This window comes from Phytoactinopolyspora alkaliphila, from assembly GCF_010550695.1.
Taxonomy (GTDB): Bacteria; Actinomycetota; Actinomycetes; order Jiangellales; family Jiangellaceae; genus Phytoactinopolyspora; species Phytoactinopolyspora alkaliphila.
Genome location: NZ_JAAGOB010000014.1, coordinates 34,217 through 52,222, shown reverse-complemented (window position 1 = coordinate 52,222; position 18,006 = coordinate 34,217). Strand labels below are relative to the sequence as shown.

The following is an 18,006-nucleotide window of genomic DNA, read 5'->3' as shown; positions in this document are numbered from 1 at the left end:
GAGGAACCCCCACCGGCAAAGTATGGCAGCTGGTCCGCCAGAGCTCCTCCTCGGCGCGCATCGGCCTACTTGGTTTCCAGGTCACGGCGACGGAAGGCGACAAGCCCAGCTGCCATCAGCCCGGCGGCGATCACCAGGAGAATCCCCATCGCCGGCCAGGAGATGCTGTCCAAGGGAGGTTGGCCTGTGTGTTCCGTGGGCAGCATATTGCGCAGCCACTGTGGAACATCCAGGAGCGTCCCGAAGAGCCCGACGAACAGGCCGAGGCTCAGGACGACCCAGACCGCCCCGATGGCCCGCGGGAGGACTCCGAACAGCATCGCCGCGAGCCCGAGCAGCACCAGCACGGCTGGCACATGCGCCAGATGTGCCAGGGTCAGCTCCCCGATGTAGGAGGCGTCGCCCACGGAGAGTGCCGCGCCGATCCCGGCCGTGAATCCGACCACGAGCAGCAGCCCGATCAGGCCGATCGCCAGCACCGCCAGGTAGCCGCCGAACCACGCCGAGCGGCTGATCGCGGTGGACAGGAGCGGTTCGGCCCGGCCCTGGGTCTCCTCTGCCCGCGCCGCCTGCACGCCGAGGACGACCATGATGCCGGCGAGAGAGGCTGTGAACAGCGTGATCACGCCGAGGTAGCCGTCGGCCAGCGTGTCGAGGGAGCCGCCGAACATCTCGATCCGGTCCTCGCTGATGCCCTCGGCGTCGGTGATCTGGTCGGCGAGGCCGCCGAACATGAAACCGAATATCGCCAGCGCCGCCGTCCACCAGAACAGGCTGGCCCGCTGCAGCCGGAATGCGACCGCGAGCGGTGAGCTGAGCCAGGGCGCCGCCACCGGTGTTCCCACGCGAGCCGCGACCAACCCCGCACCGACATCCCGGCGGCCCGACAGTGCGTACCCCACCGCCGCGACTACGGCCGCGAATCCGACCGAGAGCAGCAGCGGCCACCAGCGGCCGTCCACGTAGGGCCGGGTCTGGTTGGACCAGGCCAGCGGGGAGAACCAGGACAGCGCGCTGCCGTAATCGTTCATCATGTCGCCCGCGGCTCGCACCGCCCATGCGCCGCCGAGGGTCGCGCCTGCCATCGCCGTGGCCGCCCGGGCGTACTCGGTGACCTGGACCGTGAGCGCGGTGATCCCGGCGAAGACCAATCCCACCGCCGCGACGCCGGCGCCGAACAAGAGGCCATCGGCGCCGCCGAAGCCCTTGGCGCTCATGACGCCGCCGAGCATCAGCGCCAGCAGCGCGTTGGCGCCGACCGCGACGATCAGCACGGCGGTGAGCTGCGCGTACCGCCCCACGACGTTCGAGCGGAGCAGCTCGGCCCGGCCGCTTTGCTCATCGACTCGCGTGTGGCGGGCCACCAGCTGCATACTCATGATCGCGGCGAGAATGAAGAACATCAGCCCGTACACGCCGGCCACGTACAGGTCTGGCGTGATGTCGTCGCGGCCGTAGCCGGGGCCGAAGATGGCACCCGCCGCGCCCTCCATGAACCGGCTGACATCCTCCCGCTGTTGCTCGGTCTCCATGAGACTGGACGCCGCCGTTGCGAGCTGGAACAGCAGCAACGAGATGCCAAGAAGCCACGCAGGCAGTTTGACCCGGTCGACGCGCAGGATGAACCGGATCAGCGTGCCGGTTCCTGCGAGCACGCTGCCCGCCGAGTGACTGGCGGGTGCCCTAGTCGGCTCCTGGACGGCGGTGAGGGTCATCGCTTCCCTCCGTGAGCGTTGGCGGGCGCCTTGCCGTTGCCACCGTTGCCGATGGCGGAGAGCTCGTCGCCGTAGTGGCGCAGCATGAGCTCCTCCAGCGTCGGTGGATGGCTGGTCAGGCTACGAATCTCGAACCGGCTCAGGGCCTGGACCGCGTCGTTGAGGTGCTGACCGTCCACCGCGAACCGCACCCGGCCGTCGGCAATCTCCAGATCATGGATGCCGGCCATCCCCTCCAGTCCGGTGACCGGCTGCTGGGTGTCGGCTTCGATGGTGGTGCGGGTCAGGTGCCGCATCTCGGAGAGCGTCCCGGATTGAACTATCTCGCCGTGGCGGATGATGCTGACCTTGTCGGCGAGCTCCTCCACCTGGGCCAGGATGTGGCTGGAGAGCAGCACCGTGCGGCCCTCCTTCTTCACCTGGTTGATCACGTCCTGGAAGACCACCTCCATCAGGGGATCCAGGCCCGCGGTCGGCTCGTCGAGCAACAGCAGCTCCGCGTCGGACGCGAGCGCCGCGATGATCGCGACCTTCTGCCGGTTTCCCTTCGAGTAGGTGCGGCCCTTCTTTGTGGGGTCGAGGTCGAATCGCTCGATCAGCTCGGCCCGGCGAGCCTTGTTGAGCCCACCTCGAAGCCGTCCGAGCAGGTCGATCGCCTCACCGCCGGTGAGGTTCGGCCAGAGCTCAACGTCCCCTGGCACGTATGCCATTCGGCGGTGCAGCGCGACCGCGTTCTGCCAGGGGTCGCTGCCGAGTACCTCCACCTGGCCGGAGTCGGCCCGCAACAATCCGAGCAGCACCCGGATGGTGGTGGACTTGCCGGCACCGTTCGGCCCCAGGAATCCATGCACCTGACCGGTCTCCACTGTGAGGTCGAGCCCGCCCAGCGCACGAGTCCGGCCATAGGTCTTCACCAAACCAGACGTAGCGATAGCCGCAGTCATGGCGTCTCCGTTCGTTGTTGTCACGAACAACAGACGAGACAGCCCGATGTACCATGACAGGCTGTGACCGAGATCACGCCCCGTGCGGCCCGTGACCGGGTCGGATCGATGACGGGGACTTGAATCCGGTACTTAGGTACAGGTTTACCGTGGTGTCCATGGATACCCCTGCTGGTTCGTCGTTCGTCCCGGACTCTTGCACACTGCCCACGGCGGAACAGCCCCTGCGGGTGGCCGAGTTCCAGGCCCTCTTCGCCGCCAGCCTGCGTGAGGTCAGGCGAGCGTCATCCACCCAGCTGGTGCTGGAACTCGACGCCGATCCCGGGGTGGAACACGTGACGCGTGACCTGGCGGCGCGGGAAGGCCAGTGCTGCTCGTTCTTCACCTTTTCGTTCACGCGCGGTGAGGCTTCGCCGGGCAGGTCGCTGGAGATGTCGGTCTCGGTTCCCAACGTGCACGTCGCCGTGCTCGACGGAGTGCAACGGCTGGCGTCGTCGTCGATGAGCTCCCCGGGGCCGGCATGACCAGCGGGCGCGTCGACGCGCATGTCGATGCGCCGGGCGGATTGCGCAGTGGCGCTCTGGCTGCAGCCGCCGGCGTCGGCCGGGAGACGTTGCGGTACTACGAGCGGCGCGGCCTGCTCGCGCGGCCGGAACGCACCCTCGGCGGGCATCGTCTGTATCCGCCAGAGGCCGTCACCATGGTGAAGATCATCAAGGCCGCCCAGCGTCTGGGCTTCACCCTCGACGAGGTGGCGGCACTCATCGACGTCGGCGGCCACCGGCACGCCAACCCGGATTTGCGGTCGCAAGCCGCGGCCAAGCTCGCCGAGACCGAGGCGCGCATCACCGATCTGACCATCATCAGGGACACGCTTCGGGCGGCGCTCGACGCCGGCTGCCGTGACCTGGCCACCTGTGCCGAAGCACCGGACTGCCCGTTGCCCTTCACCGAGATCGCGTCAGCTACCTAGAGTGCGGGCATGGCCGTTACCCGCTCGATCGTGCTATACATCCTGGCCGCCGTCGCCGAGACCGGCCGCATGTAGAGGGCTGAAGACCCGGCTCCCCACCCCATTGCGAACTCCTTTGCAATGCGCACATATACGCATCGGTGGCGGTGCCTATATGTGCGCATTGCAAAGGGCCGCCCAACCATGCCGTTTCCGCCACGCCGCACCCGCACGCCGCACCCGCACGCCGCACCCGCACGTCGCTCCCGCACGTCGCAGCCGCATGCTGACGAACGCTCGGGAAGCGCCTGAGCGTGGCCGCGGTCGACAATGGCGCCTGCATACGCGACAGAGCCGTCGTCGGGTGGGAAGTCGTCGTGAACGGGTCCCTGTGCCGAAGCACCGGACTGCCCACTTCCCTTCACCGAAATCGCGTCACCTACCTAGAGTGCGGACATGACCGTTACCCGCTCGATCGTGCTGTACATCCTGGCCGCCGTCGCCGAGATCGGCGGAGCGTGGCTGGTCTGGCAAGGCATACGCGAACACCGCGGCCTGCTCTGGGTCGGCGCCGGAGTCATCGCGCTCGGCCTGTACGGCTTCGTCGCCACCTTCCAGCCCGATCCGCACTTCGGCCGGATCCTCGCCGCGTACGGCGGCGTGTTCGTCGCGGGATCGCTGGTGTGGGGCATGGTGTTCGATGGCTTCCGTCCCGACCGGTTCGACGTTATCGGCGCCCTCGTCTGCCTGCTCGGAGTGGCGATCATCATGTACGCCCCGCGGGGCTCGTGAGCTCCGCTCCCCGACCTGGAACGCTTCTGGAACTCGCCCAACTGACGCCGCGGCAGTGACCCGGACCCGTCCGTCTTTCGCAACGAACGCCAGCCGTATTAGACCGACGCCTTGGCGATGACTTTGTCAGCAGCCGCGTCCGCTGCGGCGGAGTACAGCCGTTCGCGCGTCGCCGCCATCTCCTTTTCACCGTGTGCGGCTGAGACGTACCAAATACCGCGACCGGCCACCCAGATGCCGTGATCTGCCAGAGTATGTGAGAACCGTGTGTAGCGATCAAGATCGAGCACGGCGAGGCCGGTGTAGTCACGCACCAGCGCTGGGTCGCCGAAGGACACATGGAAGGCCATCGGCAGGCCCTGCACCCGCAATGGCAGGCCATGGGCCCTGCCGACCTCAACGATGGTCTCCATCAGAGTGGCGCCGTACTCCTCCAGCCGGGCATAGGGCGGGTCCTCCCGCAAGATGCCCAGGGTGGCGATGACGGCAGCGCACGCCGGAACGGAGCCGTTGAACGTGCCCGCATGCACGACGTCGCCGGCGAACAGGTCCATCAGCTCAGCTGAGCCGGCCACGGCGGACACCGGCCAGCCACCGGCCATCGCCTTGCCGTATACGGCGAGGTCGGGCCGCACCCGGTAGCGCTCGGCGGCACCACCGAGTGCCACCCTGAAGCCAGTGACCACCTCGTCGAAGATCAGGACGACGCCATGCCGGTCGCACAAGCGGCGCACATGTTTCAAGAAGCCGTCGACAGGCGGGATGACACCGTTGTTGACCATCACCGGTTCGACGATTACGGCGGCGATATCGTCATGGGCAGACAGGGTCGCATCGAGAGCGGCGACGTCGTTGAACGGCAGCACATACGAGTCGGCGACGTGATGCGCCAGCTGCCCCCGACTGCCCGGGCCAGTGACTCCGTCGACCGTCTTCACCAGCACATTGTCCAGCCACCCGTGATAGGTTCCGGCGAACCGGACGAACTTCTGCCGGCCAGTGGCCGCCCGGGCCAGCCGCAGAGCAGCCTGGTCCGACTCGGTTCCGGTAGCACCGAAACGTACCCGCTCCGCCCATCCGATGGTGTCCAGGAACAGCTCGCCGGCCTCGTTCTCCAGCACGTGCTGAGCGCCAAACACGGACCCACGGCGAGCCTCCGCGGCCACCGCCTCGTTGACCCGCGTGGGGGCATGGCCGAGGAAGTTCGGCCCCTGCCCCAGGAGATAGTCGACGTAGTCTCGGCCGTCCACGTCCCACAGCCAAGCGCCCGCACCACGCTCGAAGAAGACGGATGGTGCGTTCAGCCGGACATTCGAATGCACGCCTCCCGGCGTCAGCTCACGCGCACGAGCGTGGAGCTCAGCGGAGCGCTGCAGAGTGGACAACGTTGCCTCCTCGGCGGTCATGTGACCGGCCACCGCGAAACGGGTGGGCCGATTCCTGAATCGTTCCGTCTATTGAAATCAACTGTTCCTACGGGCGGGTCATTGGCATGTCCCTATCTAGCCGCTCAGGCTCCGCCCCCTTTCGCCGACAAGCGGCAGGCTCCTGACGTGCGGACGAGACGGTCGGACGGCAGCCCGAGCAGTTCGGGACGAGCGGGGGCGATCCCGGCGACCGGCGTGCCCGGAGACACACGAGCTAAACGGCGCAGGATCACGACATGCCCCGTGTGCGCCGCGTGGACCTGTTCCAACGGCCGCGCCCGGCTGTCGACGACGGTGCCGACTATCTGCCCAACCTCGACCCGGTCCAGCAGCGCGACGTCAGCACGGAACATACCCCCGATCGTCACCTGGGAGATCGCGTCAGCGTCGCCGTCGCCGTGCACCCACAGCGACAACGTCTCGCCCACTGGGGCGTCGTCGAGCATCGCCAGTGCGACCAGTACCCCGCGCACGCCTGACACGTACGCCTGAAGGTACCCGGCGTCGAGGACACCACCCACAGGCGACTCCACGTATATGGCTGGGATGCCGAGGTCACGCGCCATGGTCAAGGTGCGGCCCGGGCCCAGACGAGGGTGGGTCCACACCATGGGGGCGCCGAACGCCAGCGCCAGCTCCACCGCGCGGTTCGCCGCCGCCGAGCCGTCGTCAAGGCATCCGGCGAACAGGGGCATGTCGGTGTCCGGGCTGGACGTGTGCAGATCCACCAGCACGTCGGCGGAACGCAGCAGTTCCTCGCCGACCAGATGCGCCAGCCGCTCGGTCGTGGACCCGCCCGGGCGGCCGGGAAACACCCTGGCCAGGTTGAGCCCATCACCCGGGCCGACCCGGCTGTCAGCGTAGTAGGCGGCTTCGTAGGTGACCGGCACCACGCGCAACCGGCCGGCACGCAATGGCCACCGTGTCTGTGCAAGCTGACCCGCAGCGACGATCCCTCCGACCTCATTGCCGTGCACGCCACCGAGCACCAGGACGGTAGGTCCGGCCACGCCGCTGTCCAGCTCGTGGACCGTCACGCCCAGCCCATCGACACCTGAGCCAGTACCGATCCGTCGCTGGCTCCAATCCGGCGTCATCCGCTCCGCCTCAATGCCGCATCCAGCTGGACCGGGATCTCAGCAGGGGAAATCACTGGCGCGTTGTCAGTTGGTGACAACCGTCGCAGCGCGTCCCGGTCCTTGTATCCGGCGCCGGTCAGCAAGATCGCAATTCGATCCTCGGGCCGGAGCGCACCGGTTCGCGCGTCGGCGATGAGCCCGGCCAGCGCGGTAGCACCGGCCGGCTCGACCAGCAGCCCGCACCTGGCCAGCCGGCGCTGCGCCGCCCAGATCTCTGCGTCGCTGACTTCGACGGTATGCCCGCCGGAGCGCCGGATGGCACTCACCGCTCCGTCGACGTCATACAGGGCAGCCATCTGCAGGCCGGACACCGTCGTCTTCACTGTCCCGGCGATGCCCTCAGGATGCCCGCTGAGGGCCCGCTGGAGGGCCGCGGAGCCGGTGGGCTGCACGCCAACCAGCCGCGGCGACGCGCCCGTTCCGAGGTATCCCTGATGGATCCCGGTAAGCAGCCCTCCGCCGCCCACCGGCACGTAGACAGCGGTCAGCGCGGGCTCCTGCTCGGCTAGCTCGAAGGCGATCGTCGAGACGCCGAGCATGGCCTCCGGCGCGTAGTGAAATGCGGTCAGCATGGCTGCGAGCCCCCGCTGCGCGCCATGGGCGGCAATCATGTCGGCCACGGTCCGGGTCGATACGGCGTCGTGGCCGACCCCGTCCACCCGGCACGCCGTGGCTCCCATGGCCAAGATCTCTGCCATCTTCGCCGGCACGGTGTCGGCCAGTGTGAACAGGATGGACCTCGATCCGGCCGCGGCGGCGTACGCGGCCGCGGCGGCTCCGCCGTTGCCTGACGACGTCCCGACAGTGCCGGCCTGGCCGCGCTCCTTTACCAGGGAGTACGCGACCGAGGCGATGCGGGCTTTGAACGAGCCGGTGGGATTGCGGTCCTCCGCCTTCGCCACAAGCGAGCTCACCCCGATCTCACCGCCGAAAACACCGGTGAGGTCCAGCACGGGCGTACCGCCCTCGCCCAGGCTGACGATATTCCGTGGGGAAACCACAGGCAGCCGGTCAGCGTAACGCCACATGCCGTGTCTCATGTCACGACTCCGTCTGGCCACGGGTGCGGCGATTCACCGGTCCAGGCGAGAGATGCCACGCGCCCATGTTCACCATCGGTTCCGTAGTTGAGACCGCGGCTTCCATGTAAGAGAACCCCGCTTCCTTGTGGTGGCGCACGACATGACAACCGACGTCGTCGGTGCAATGCCGCGGACCATGTCGGTGCACTGACGAGCTCACCGGCTCTTGGCCGCTGGATTCAGCCAAGCTCGCGGTAGCTGAGCAGATGCTCGATGAAGGCTCGCGCCGCCAGCGTGAGGTCTCGCTCAGCGGTGTGTAGCAGGTGGAAGTCGTGCGAGAGCGTGACTCCGGCCAAGGCGCACGAGCGCACCAGACCGGCTTCGATCCAGGTCCGCGCCGACTGCTCAGGCACCAGAGAAACCGCCAGCCCGGTCACCACAGCCTCGTTGACAGCGGTGGTCCCGCTCAGCTCGCCGACGATCGTCGTGCCCAATGACTCGGGATCCAGCAACTCGTACATCCGGGCCCGTGTCAGCGATCCGCCTTCACGCACGATCTTCGGCAACTCGGCGAAGCGCTCGAGTGGCAGCGGATCCGGCAAGTCCATGCTCGTGGGATAGATCACGACCAGGGCCTCCCGGTAGAACGGAGCCGAGATGACCGCTGGATCCTCGGGAATCTGAGGACTGATCCCGATTTCCACTTCGCGCAGGTCCAGCCACTCGAGGACCTCTTCAGTGTTGCCGATTCGGCCCTGCACGATCATGGACGGGTGTTCGCGGTGGAACCGCGCGATGAGCTCGGGCATGACGTGGTTGCCGATGCTCTCAGTGGCCGCGAACCGTACCGTGCCCCGTTGCAAGCCGTGAAACTGCCGGGCCACGTGGTCGAGTTGCTCAATGTCGCTGAGTATCTGCTCGATCCGTTTGTGCAGCGCCGCACCGGCCTCGGTGAGCGAGATTTTGGGCTGGGAGCGCACGAACAACCGCGCACCGAAATGATCCTCGAGCTTGCGGATCTGGTTCGACACGTAGGGTTGCGACGTATACAGCTCCTTGGCTGCGGCCGAGAACGAGAGGTGCCGCGCGACGGCGCGAAAGAACTCGAGCCGTTGCAGCGTGATGCTCACGGCCATGACTCTACCAACGCGCCCCGAGAGGCAGTCGAGGGAAACGTCGTGTTCACACGACCTCCTCGTAGTCGATTTGCACTGCGGTGATGCGCGGCGTATTCACGCTGTTGAACGCGCCGATCGCCAGGCGGTACTGGATGTATCTGCCGCGGAGCGTGCTCGGGACTCGCTCATTCTCGAGCAACCAGCTCCCCGGTCCGTCGCTGCCCATCCATGCCGCGCGGCCGAGTTCGCCGAGCGTGTCGGCGCAGCGCACCTGCGCGCGTATCCAGGTCTTGGCGGGAACAGTCGCATCCCAGCTGACCGAGTTGATCTGAACGGGCGCGGGCAGAGCATGTACCCGCGACTCGAAGTGTTCCTCCGCGCCGCGGTCCATGACGTTTCCGAGATCCGTGTGCGTCAGGCCGTGCGGTCCCGCTGTCGGCAGCTCAGTCCGGCGATCCGGTGAGAACCCGCTCGGGCCGTTCCACCACACGTAGGAGAATCCTGGATGGTTTCCCCGGGTCTTGTGGTTCGCCACCGCCAGGTCGGTCCACCCGTCTTCGTCGAAGTCTGCGGCCAGGGCACCACAGCCGGAATGGTGGAACAGCCGGCTCATCCGATCCGGGGAGTAATTTCCACCTGGAGCACCCCAATACAGATAGGAGTCCATGTCACGGGTTCGTTTGCCGTGATAGTTCGTCGCGAAGATGTCCAGCACGCCATCGTTGTCGAAGTCGGCCACGGTGACGTCCACCGGGAAGTACGCAGGAAGCTCCGTGCGCCGGTGGTTCGAGTAGCCGTCCGGCCCGCCCCAGTAGATGTAGACGTAGGTCCGGTAATCGTCGGTGGGATCATCTCCCTTGAAGCCACCAACGACGAGATCCGGCCAGCCGTCCGCGTCAAGATCGGCCACACGGGTCGAGACCGCTTTGCCTGATGGCAGCACCGTGGCCCGCTCGTTGCTGAAGCCGTCCGGCCCACCCCACAGAATGATCACACCGCCGTGCGCGCCAAGGTCGGGTATCACAAGGTCGAGCCACCCGTCTCCGTCAAGATCGGCTGTGCTCATATACCGGGGCTGGTCGTAGGTCTTGCCCTCGATCACCAACGGGATCCGCTGCGCATCGCCGAACCCCGTGTCCGAGCCGGAGAACATCACCAGCTCCGCGTATCCGAAACCAGAGGTGACCAGGTCGAGATAACCGTCGCGATTGAAATCCGCCACCACGCCCGACATGTTGTGGTCGGTCGGCAGCTCGGTGGGCCGTACGAGATCGAGCCCATCATCGCGATGCCAGTAGATGTGTGATCCCCGCACGTTTCCGAGGTCGTTCTCGTTGTCGTTCGCCAGGTATATATCCGGCCGGCCATTATCGGTGAAGTCGACGAACTTCATCTCGGTCGCGGCCCAGCCAGTCACCTCCAGGCGGCGATCGGCGTGGAAACCATCCGGGCCGCCGAGATAGACATAGCTCGCGACGTGACCCCGCGCCGAGTTGGACAGGTGATTGACGAAGACCGGCTGAACCGGCCCGCCACCGGGTGGCCGGACCAACAGGATGTCCAGCGCACACGCGGTGGGCAACCGGATCGGGTCGGGTTCCACGCCCTCGTTCGTCGCCCGGAAGACGAGTGATTCAGTGCTGTAGTACTCAACCGTCTTGTCCTGGCACACCACGACGTCGTGCTGCGGCCCGCCCGACAACGAGGCGATCACAACGTCGTTCGCTGACCGGGTGGCGAGCTGCGTACGGCGAGCCCGCGAATAGCCGTCCGAACCCCAGTAGACCCAGGAGAGTTCCTGCCCATCTCCATCCGGCTGCCGCGTCACCAGGACGACGTCGTCGTCGCCCGTGCCGCGGATGTCTCCGACCGCCGCACTGAACACCGCACCGGGCTCGTCGAACTCGATCGGGGCACCGGGCAGGCGATCGGCGCCGAACGGGATGAACAGCGCGCCCTCGCCAGGGCAGATGAACAGGTGCGCGCGGCCGTTGAAGGAGACCACCTTGATCCGGGGCCGAGCAGGAACCTTGTAGACGAAACGGCCGGACGCGCCGAGACTGCTCGCAGCATTCCCGGACGTCACTGCGGCCGCCTGCACGCTTCCCATCGCCGCAGTGTCCATTCCGGTGCCGATCTGGCCGGTCCCGGTGAGCTTCTCGTCCAGACGCAGGTGCCGCTCCGCCGAGATGCCTCCCGGCCCACCCCAGTACACCCGGACCGACCGGTCGCTCGAGCGCACGACGAGATCGTCCATGCCGTCGCCGTCGAGGTCAGCGACGGTGATGGACTCGATGTCCGCCGGCAGGTCGATGTCGATGTAGCCGTCGGAGCGGAACCCGTGCTCGTCCTGGGTGAACAGCCTGATCTTCTCCCGGCTGACAAACACAATGCCGGGCTTCGGGCCGCCGTCGAAGTTTCCGATCTCGACATCTTTGCTGGATGGAGCCCACAGCCCGAGCATGCGCTTTCGCGAGTAGCCGTCGGAGCCGCCGAAATACACTTGGGCGTGCAGCTCGTTGTGCGTGCCGTCGAACTGGTTCGCGATCACGATGTCGTCGTAGCCGTCTCCGGTCAGGTCCCCCGCGGCCCCCGCGAAGGCTCCTTCAGACGGGATCTCGACGCGGTCCACACTGCGCAGAGGGTCGACGTAGCGGAAAAGTGGCACCCGACAGTCGTCGTCATGCGAGTTGGCGAACGGAAGATCGACATACCCATCGCCGTCGACGTCGGAAAAGTGGATCCGCTGGAGCACGCCGGCTCGGGAGACGTAGAGGTTGTGTCCTGAATTCCCCAGAGTTCCCCGGGAGAAATCCTCGAAACCTGAGTCGCGCACTGTCCGGACGCCGCCCGTAGTCACAACAATGCCCACCTTTCGCGCATCTCTGATTCCCGCGTTGTTGAGAATAACCTGTCAGGACGCCCGGCACGAGCGACGAGCAGCTGAGCGATCGACCGCAACCGGAATACTCAGACTAACTCCGGCCGCCGCGTCTGTGAAGGTCGCTGCGCTATTACGCCATGCGATGTCAGTTATGGACCCATGTGCATAATGAACATCGCCCAACCACGCTGCGGGCACGGAGAAACGTTGACCGCCATTTCGAGTAATTGCTAGCGTCGAGCATGCCAGAGTTCGCGGAATTCAATTATTCACCGAAACTTTCCCAAAAGGCGGTTTTGCTGTGGTGATTTCTCGTCATGGTCGACTTTCACTCCTCGCGGCGTTCGTAGCCGCGATTTTCACCTGGACGACACTGGTCGTGGCTCCGGCCGGCACTTCCCTGTCAGCAGCAAGCCCTTCCGCGAGCGATCCCGCGCTGGACGTGGTGGACTCGTGGGACGTCACCGGCCCGCACACGTTTCCGGATGGCGAGCTTCGGCCCGCCATGAACCCCGCGCTGCTCCAGGCGCCCGACGGAGACCTCGTCGTTGTCTTCCAGACCACGGCGGACGCCAAGCCTGGCGGCGAGTTGCGCCAGATCAGGTCCTCGGATGGAGGCCAGACGTGGGGTTCTTCGCGGGTCATCGCCGAATCCACCGAATACGGCAGCCAGGGTGCCATCACCTCGGCGCGCGGAGAGGCCACCCTGCCGGACGGGACGCTCTTGCTCGCCTACAACGACGGCATCAACCATGTCGCCTACAACAGCCGGGAGTCGGTCGTCTTCGTGGCGCGGTCGGCCGACGGCGGGGACACATGGACCGGCACCGACGAGCCGATCACGTTGCCCATCCCCATGCGCGAGGCGTGGATCGCTGGCCAGATTCTGGTGCTCGACGACGGCACGCTCCTGCTGCCGGTATGGGGAGTCCACGAGCTTGTTCCCGACTGGCAGACCAATCCGATGCGGTCGAGGAGCGGCGTGCTGCGCTCATTCGACGGCGGCCAGACCTGGACCCAGTACTCGACTATCGCTTATGACCCCCACAACCCGCCGGAGTTTCCCCCGTACTACGCAACCAACTACATCAGCGGAGCGAACGAGACCGAGCTTCAGCAGCTGCCCGACGGCAGGATCGTGGCGGTCATCCGATACGCCACCGGCGTCGGCCCGAACCAGGGACAGGTGTACCTCTCTCACTCCGACGACGGTGGAGTGACGTGGACTCATCCGGTGGCAACGGCAGCGCAGGCAGAAGCTCTCAATCTGACGCTTGCCCCGTGCACAGATCACCTTGCCGGAGATCAGGCCAAGCTGCTGATGGCGCATCGTCACCTGGACGAGAACGGGAATCGCACCGGACGCACCGCCCTGAGCGTGTCATTCGACGAGGGTGTCACATGGGGCGGTCAGACATTCCTGGAGGAGCCCGGCGGCGCCGCACACCTCGGAGCCGGTACCGGCGAGCCTGCCCAGCTTCGCCTGCCCGGTGGGAGACTGCTCATCGTCTTCCACGCCGAGGTCGGCGGCGATCCACGCAAACTCGTCGCGAACATCGTCGAGGACGCCACAAGCGCGGCGCAATGCCAAGCTCAGGCAGACGCCGCCAACGCGGCCGCCGCAGCGACGCCCACGTTCTTCGTGGAGCGTGCGGACCGGGACGAGTGGCCTTGGCCACAAGCCAGTCGCGTGACGTCCCACCCTGCGACGGCGCTCGTGGCGAACGTGATCGAGGAGGAGGCGGAACGTGTGGGGTGCGCGTACGACCCGGCGCTGGAGCTGAGCACCCTTGACGGCGTCGTGCTGGATCCTGCCGACACCCTCACCGAAGCCGGCGTGTGGAACGGCTCCACTCTGCGCCTCGGCCACAGCTCACCAGCCGGGCTTCGGATCGGTTTCAGCGAGCTGGACGTCGCGCCGGCGACCCGTCCGCTCTACGGGTGGAACGACACGTGTGCCCATGCTCCGTTGGCGCTGGACTATCGAGGTCGCGCGCTCGGTCTCGACCTCGATCTACCGGTCGGGCAGAGCGTGACCGCTGTGGAGCTTCGCGCCTCGGCGGCCGGCAGCCGGCTCGATGCGAACGATTACCGGCTGTTCACCAGTGACGACAACGAGACCTTTGTAGGGCTGCAAGCCGAGGACAAGACCCACCTGCATGGCTGGGCACACCACGACATCAACCCGGCACAGGGCAATCTGTCCAGCATCGGCTACACCAACAACTTCGCCTTCGACTACGAGAACCGCAGTCCCGGTGTCGACCTACGGCAGCGCCAGCTGATCTCGACGATCGATCTCGTCAACAGTAATCCGTCCACCCGCCTGCAAGCTTCCGACCTGAGTGTCTGGGTGAGCGACACGAACGACGGCGACTGGACCCCGATCAGCAATGCGCAGATCAGCGCCACCACTGAGGGTTTCCACATTACGGGAGTCGACACCGTCGCCCGGTACGTCAAAGTGGTGCAGCCCTATGGCGACACTGCTTTCACATTCGCCAACGCACTACCGGAACTCATGGTGGTCAACGGCGGCGGGGTGCAGCAGCAACCACGGTTCGGATACCGAAACGGAGACACCGACCCAGCCACTGGCGACCTCGGCAGCCTGGGATACACGAACAACTTCGCGTTCGACTACAACAAGCGCAGCGCCGGCGTCGACCTCCGGTATCCGCAGTTCGTCTCGCGGATCGTCCTGGTCGACCGGGACACGAGCACGCGTTTGACACCGGCGGACATCTCGGTATGGGTCAGCGACACCAACAACGGGGACTGGCAGCAGGTTACCGGAGCTGCGGTGACGCAGGAGCCCGGATATCTCGTCATTGACGGCATCGACGAAGTCACCCAATTCGTCAAGGTCGTCCAGCCGTACACCGACACCGCATATACGTTCGTCAACGCACTGCCAGACTTGCTTCGTGTCGTGACCGACGAAACCCCCCTCTACGGATACCTCAACGGCGACACGGATCCAGCGAACGGGGACCTCTCGCACCTGGGCTACTACAAGGATCTGGCTTTCGACTACAACAAGCGCAGCGTCGGGGCCGATCTGCGCATACCCCAGCTGATCAGCAGCGTCACCGTGACCGGGACCGCCGCGTCGACCAGGCTCGTGCCCGGAGATCTGTCCGTCTACGTCAGCCAGAACAACGACGGCGACTGGGACGAAGTCACCGACGTCCAGATCACCCAGAACGGTGGCTCGTTCGTCATCGAAGGAATCGACGCCGTCGCGCAGTACGTCAAGATCACACAGCCCTACACCGACACGAGCCCCACCTTCACCAACCGGCTGCCAGACATGCTGCGAGTGTCTTCCGAGTCAGCCGAGCGAGACTGGACGTTCTCCACCCGGGTAGAGAACGGCCGGGTCATTCACCGCTTCGAGGACCTCACCGTCACCGACCGCTTCCTCAAGATTCACCAGCGGCACGAAGACACGCTCGGAACCTTTGTGCTGGAGAACCCCGAGATCGACGTGTCGGTCGAGATCTCCTCCGAGTGTGAATCCGGACCCAGCACAGAGACCACGGTGCGGTTCGGACCCGGCGATGCCGACTCTGGCGTGGAGAACTACGCGGTCGACGGAGGGTGCACCGTGATGGACCTGCTGATCGGCGACGACGAGTTCCGCAACCACGGCGAGTTCGTCAGGCGTGTGACGCAGCAGAGCGGCAAACTCCGCGGTGCCGGTGTGCTCTCGATCCGGGAGCGCGCGGCAATCATACGGGCCGCCGCGCACCGGGACGCCGGCCCGCGATAGGACCCGAACCGGGCTCCCGGAACGATCAGGCCGCGATCGACGCCAGCACGGCGTCGATCGCGGCTGTGAAATCCGCCGTGGGTTGAGTGAACGGCTCGGTCAATGCGGGCGCCGGAAGGCCGAGCATCCGCGCAGTCGCGGTCTTGATGGCCCCGATCGCCCGAGCCGGCCCGCCCGCGCCGAGCAGGGGGACCTCCAGGATGGCGAGGAGGTCGATGTAGACCTGTTGCGAACGGGCCGCCCGGTCAATGTCGCCTTCCCGGATGGCGTGGAACGTGTCGACCGCGGGGGCGGGAAGAATATTGGCCAGCCCCGGGACCGCGCCCTGGAAGCCGAGATGGAGGGCGCTGTCGATGACGATCTCAGAGCCCACATAGGCGCGGAAGGTCGCGACCTGTGAAGTACCGGCGCACAGCAGCCGCCCGGCCGTGAGGTCGCCGGACGAGTCCTTGACCCCGGACAGCGTGCCTTCCTCGGCAAGGGTCCGGATGACCGGCAAAGGAAGCTTGCGAGGCGATCGCTGCGGCACGTCGTAGGCGATGAGCGGCACGGAGACGGCGGCGGCGACCGCCCGGAAGTGGGCGGCGAGTTCGTCGTCGCCGGCGTCGAAGAACATCGGCGGCAACACGAGCAGGGCGTCGACGCCACAGCTCTCCGCCGACGCCGCCGCAGCGACCGCGTCGGCAGTTCCCAGGCCGGCGACGCCCGCCCATACCGGCACCCGGCCCGCCGTGCTCTCGACGACGGCTCGCAGTACGGCGAGCCGGTTGGGGGCGCTGAGATTGCCGATCTCTCCGGTGGAGCCCAGCGCCAGCAAACCGTGTACTCCGCCGTCGATCTGGTAGTCCACGAGCGCGGCCATGGCTTCGGCATCAGGTGTGCCGGCATCGGTGACGAACGTGACGAGTGGGGTGACAATGCCATCGGGCAAGGCGGTATTCACGGGTTCTCCGTTGTGTCGGAATGGTCGAAACGTCATTACGCCTGGTGGTCTACCAGGTTGAGCGCGATCCAGTAGGCGTCGTAGTTCCGGAGGTGATGTCCTTCCGGCAGCGCCGCCGGCCGGTTGACCAGGATTGGGACCCGCTGCTCCGTGAGGCCGCCGTGCGAGCGCAGCGGACGGTCGAGCTGGCTGAGATCGTGGCTGTGCGCGGCTGTTCCGAGTGCCACGTCGCGCTCGGCGATGACCGTGAGGTCACCGATGCGATCCTCCGGAAGTTCGAACCGGTCTGCCGCTTCGCGGCGGCTCAACACCAGGTCGACCCCGCCCAAAGCGGCTAGCCGCTGGCCGGCGTCGGTGCTGTCCAGCGCGCCGTCGACGGATACGAAAGCGAACGAGCCGAGCGCTCCGTGGTGCACCGTGTACGGGTCGGTGATAGGCAGCACCACCCGGGTGCGGCCGGTTCCGAACCAGACGTCCAGGTGCTCCTGTAGGTAGAGGACCTGTGGAGCGCCTGAGGACGTGGTCTTGGCGTTCATTCCGTGGTCGGCGGTGACGACGAGCACCGCGCCGAGCGCGTCCAGGTGAGCGAAGTAGCCGTCCAACATGCCGTAGAAGTCGTCGGCTTCCGGGGTGCCCGGCGCGTACTTGTGCTGGACGAAGTCGGTCAGCGAGATGTACGTCAGGTCAGGCCGTCGTGATTCGAGGATCTTCACTCCGGCGGCCATGGCGAACTCGCTGAGATCGGAGCTGTATACCGAAGGCAAGGGCAGCCCCACCAGGTCGAGAACTCCATCGATGCCGTGCTCGGCGACGGTAGCCGTATCCGCCTTCTCCGCCGAGAAGCAGATTCCTCGGGTCAGGCCGTCACCGAGGAGCCGGCGAAGTTTGTCCTTGGCGGTGACGACCGCGACCGTCGCTCCGGCCTCTTCGAACGCCGCGAAGATAGTCCGGGCGCGCAGGAACCGCGGCTCGTTCATCATGACTTCCACGCCCTGCTCCCGGTCGAAGAAGTAGTTCCCGCAGATGCCGTGGACGGCGGGCGGGCTCCCGGTGGCGATCGACAGGTTGTTCGGATTGGTGAACGAGGGCATGGCGCTGTCGCCGCGCCAATCGGCGCCTTTGCCAAGCATCTCGCTCAAGAACGGCATCCGGCCGGCGGCGATGGCCTTCTCGTGATAGTGCGGCTCGCTGCCGTCGATACACACCACCACCACCGGCCGGCGCGGGTAGCGGTAGGTCCGTCCGTTGACCAGGATCTCGGATTGGCTCGACATCTGCTTCCTCAATGTGGTGGT

The 18,006-nt window shown here is 66.4% G+C and carries 13 protein-coding genes; 4 read left to right on the top strand and 9 right to left on the bottom strand.

From position 1 onward, the window contains the following. Positions 1 to 65: 65 nt before the first annotated feature. Positions 66 to 1,715: an ABC transporter permease gene (locus G1H11_RS21305; RefSeq protein ID WP_163820631.1), complete on the bottom strand. Its 1,650-nt coding sequence runs from the start codon at positions 1,713 to 1,715 to the stop codon at positions 66 to 68. Next, positions 1,712 to 2,659 carry an ABC transporter ATP-binding protein gene (locus G1H11_RS21300; protein WP_163820630.1) on the bottom strand — a complete coding sequence of 316 codons (948 nt, stop codon included), beginning with the start codon at positions 2,657 to 2,659 and terminating at the stop codon, positions 1,712 to 1,714. Before G1H11_RS21300 ends, G1H11_RS21305 begins: the two co-directional genes overlap by 4 nt. Positions 2,660 to 2,817: 158 nt before the next feature. Here G1H11_RS21300 and G1H11_RS21295 point away from each other — a divergent pair, with 158 nt between their 5' ends. The 3 genes from G1H11_RS21295 to G1H11_RS21285 all read left to right on the top strand — a co-directional run bounded on the left by G1H11_RS21295 (position 2,818) and on the right by G1H11_RS21285 (position 4,403). Then, positions 2,818 to 3,183, top strand: a complete 366-nt coding sequence (locus G1H11_RS21295) for a hypothetical protein (RefSeq protein ID WP_163820629.1) — start codon at positions 2,818 to 2,820, stop codon at positions 3,181 to 3,183. Next, complete coding sequence (locus tag G1H11_RS21290) at positions 3,180 to 3,632, top strand: MerR family transcriptional regulator (protein WP_163820628.1); 453 nt, start codon at positions 3,180 to 3,182, stop codon at positions 3,630 to 3,632. Before G1H11_RS21295 ends, G1H11_RS21290 begins: the two co-directional genes overlap by 4 nt. A 435-nt stretch (positions 3,633 to 4,067) precedes the next feature. Then, positions 4,068 to 4,403: a YnfA family protein gene (locus G1H11_RS21285; protein WP_163820627.1), complete on the top strand. Its 336-nt coding sequence runs from the start codon at positions 4,068 to 4,070 to the stop codon at positions 4,401 to 4,403. Positions 4,404 to 4,501: 98 nt separating this feature from the next. Here the strand turns inward: G1H11_RS21285 and G1H11_RS21280 are convergent, their stop codons facing one another. From G1H11_RS21280 to G1H11_RS27250, 5 genes are all read right to left on the bottom strand, one after another. Beyond that, positions 4,502 to 5,809, bottom strand: coding sequence for an aspartate aminotransferase family protein (locus tag G1H11_RS21280; protein WP_163820626.1), 1,308 nt, complete (start codon positions 5,807 to 5,809; stop codon positions 4,502 to 4,504). A gap of 104 nt (positions 5,810 to 5,913) precedes the next feature. Then, positions 5,914 to 6,927, bottom strand: a complete 1,014-nt coding sequence (locus G1H11_RS21275) for a succinylglutamate desuccinylase/aspartoacylase family protein (RefSeq protein ID WP_163820625.1) — start codon at positions 6,925 to 6,927, stop codon at positions 5,914 to 5,916. After that, a complete protein-coding gene (locus tag G1H11_RS21270) occupies positions 6,924 to 8,009 on the bottom strand; it encodes a pyridoxal-phosphate dependent enzyme (RefSeq protein ID WP_163820624.1) in 1,086 nt (361 codons plus the stop codon). Before G1H11_RS21270 ends, G1H11_RS21275 begins: the two co-directional genes overlap by 4 nt. 221 nt (positions 8,010 to 8,230) lie before the next feature. After that, complete coding sequence (locus G1H11_RS21265; protein WP_163820623.1) at positions 8,231 to 9,121, bottom strand: LysR substrate-binding domain-containing protein; 891 nt, start codon at positions 9,119 to 9,121, stop codon at positions 8,231 to 8,233. Between the two features lie 52 nt (positions 9,122 to 9,173). Further along, the gene (locus G1H11_RS27250) at positions 9,174 to 11,969 is read right to left on the bottom strand and encodes an FG-GAP-like repeat-containing protein (protein WP_163820622.1); all 2,796 of its coding nucleotides are present in this window, start codon (positions 11,967 to 11,969) and stop codon (positions 9,174 to 9,176) included. A 403-nt stretch (positions 11,970 to 12,372) separates the two neighbouring features. Between G1H11_RS27250 and G1H11_RS21255 the strand changes: the two genes are divergently transcribed. Further along, positions 12,373 to 15,768, top strand: a complete 3,396-nt coding sequence (locus G1H11_RS21255) for an exo-alpha-sialidase (RefSeq protein WP_163820621.1) — start codon at positions 12,373 to 12,375, stop codon at positions 15,766 to 15,768. 25 nt (positions 15,769 to 15,793) lie between these two features. Here the strand turns inward: G1H11_RS21255 and G1H11_RS21250 are convergent, their stop codons facing one another. Together G1H11_RS21250 and phnA are read right to left on the bottom strand one after the other, a co-directional pair. Continuing rightward, positions 15,794 to 16,711 (bottom strand): dihydrodipicolinate synthase family protein, encoded by a 918-nt coding sequence (locus tag G1H11_RS21250; RefSeq protein WP_163820620.1) that lies wholly within the window; start codon positions 16,709 to 16,711, stop codon positions 15,794 to 15,796. Between the two features lie 35 nt (positions 16,712 to 16,746). After that, on the bottom strand, positions 16,747 to 17,985 hold the full coding sequence (gene phnA, locus G1H11_RS21245; protein WP_163820619.1) for a phosphonoacetate hydrolase: 1,239 nt from the start codon (positions 17,983 to 17,985) through the stop codon (positions 16,747 to 16,749). Positions 17,986 to 18,006 lie beyond the last annotated feature (21 nt).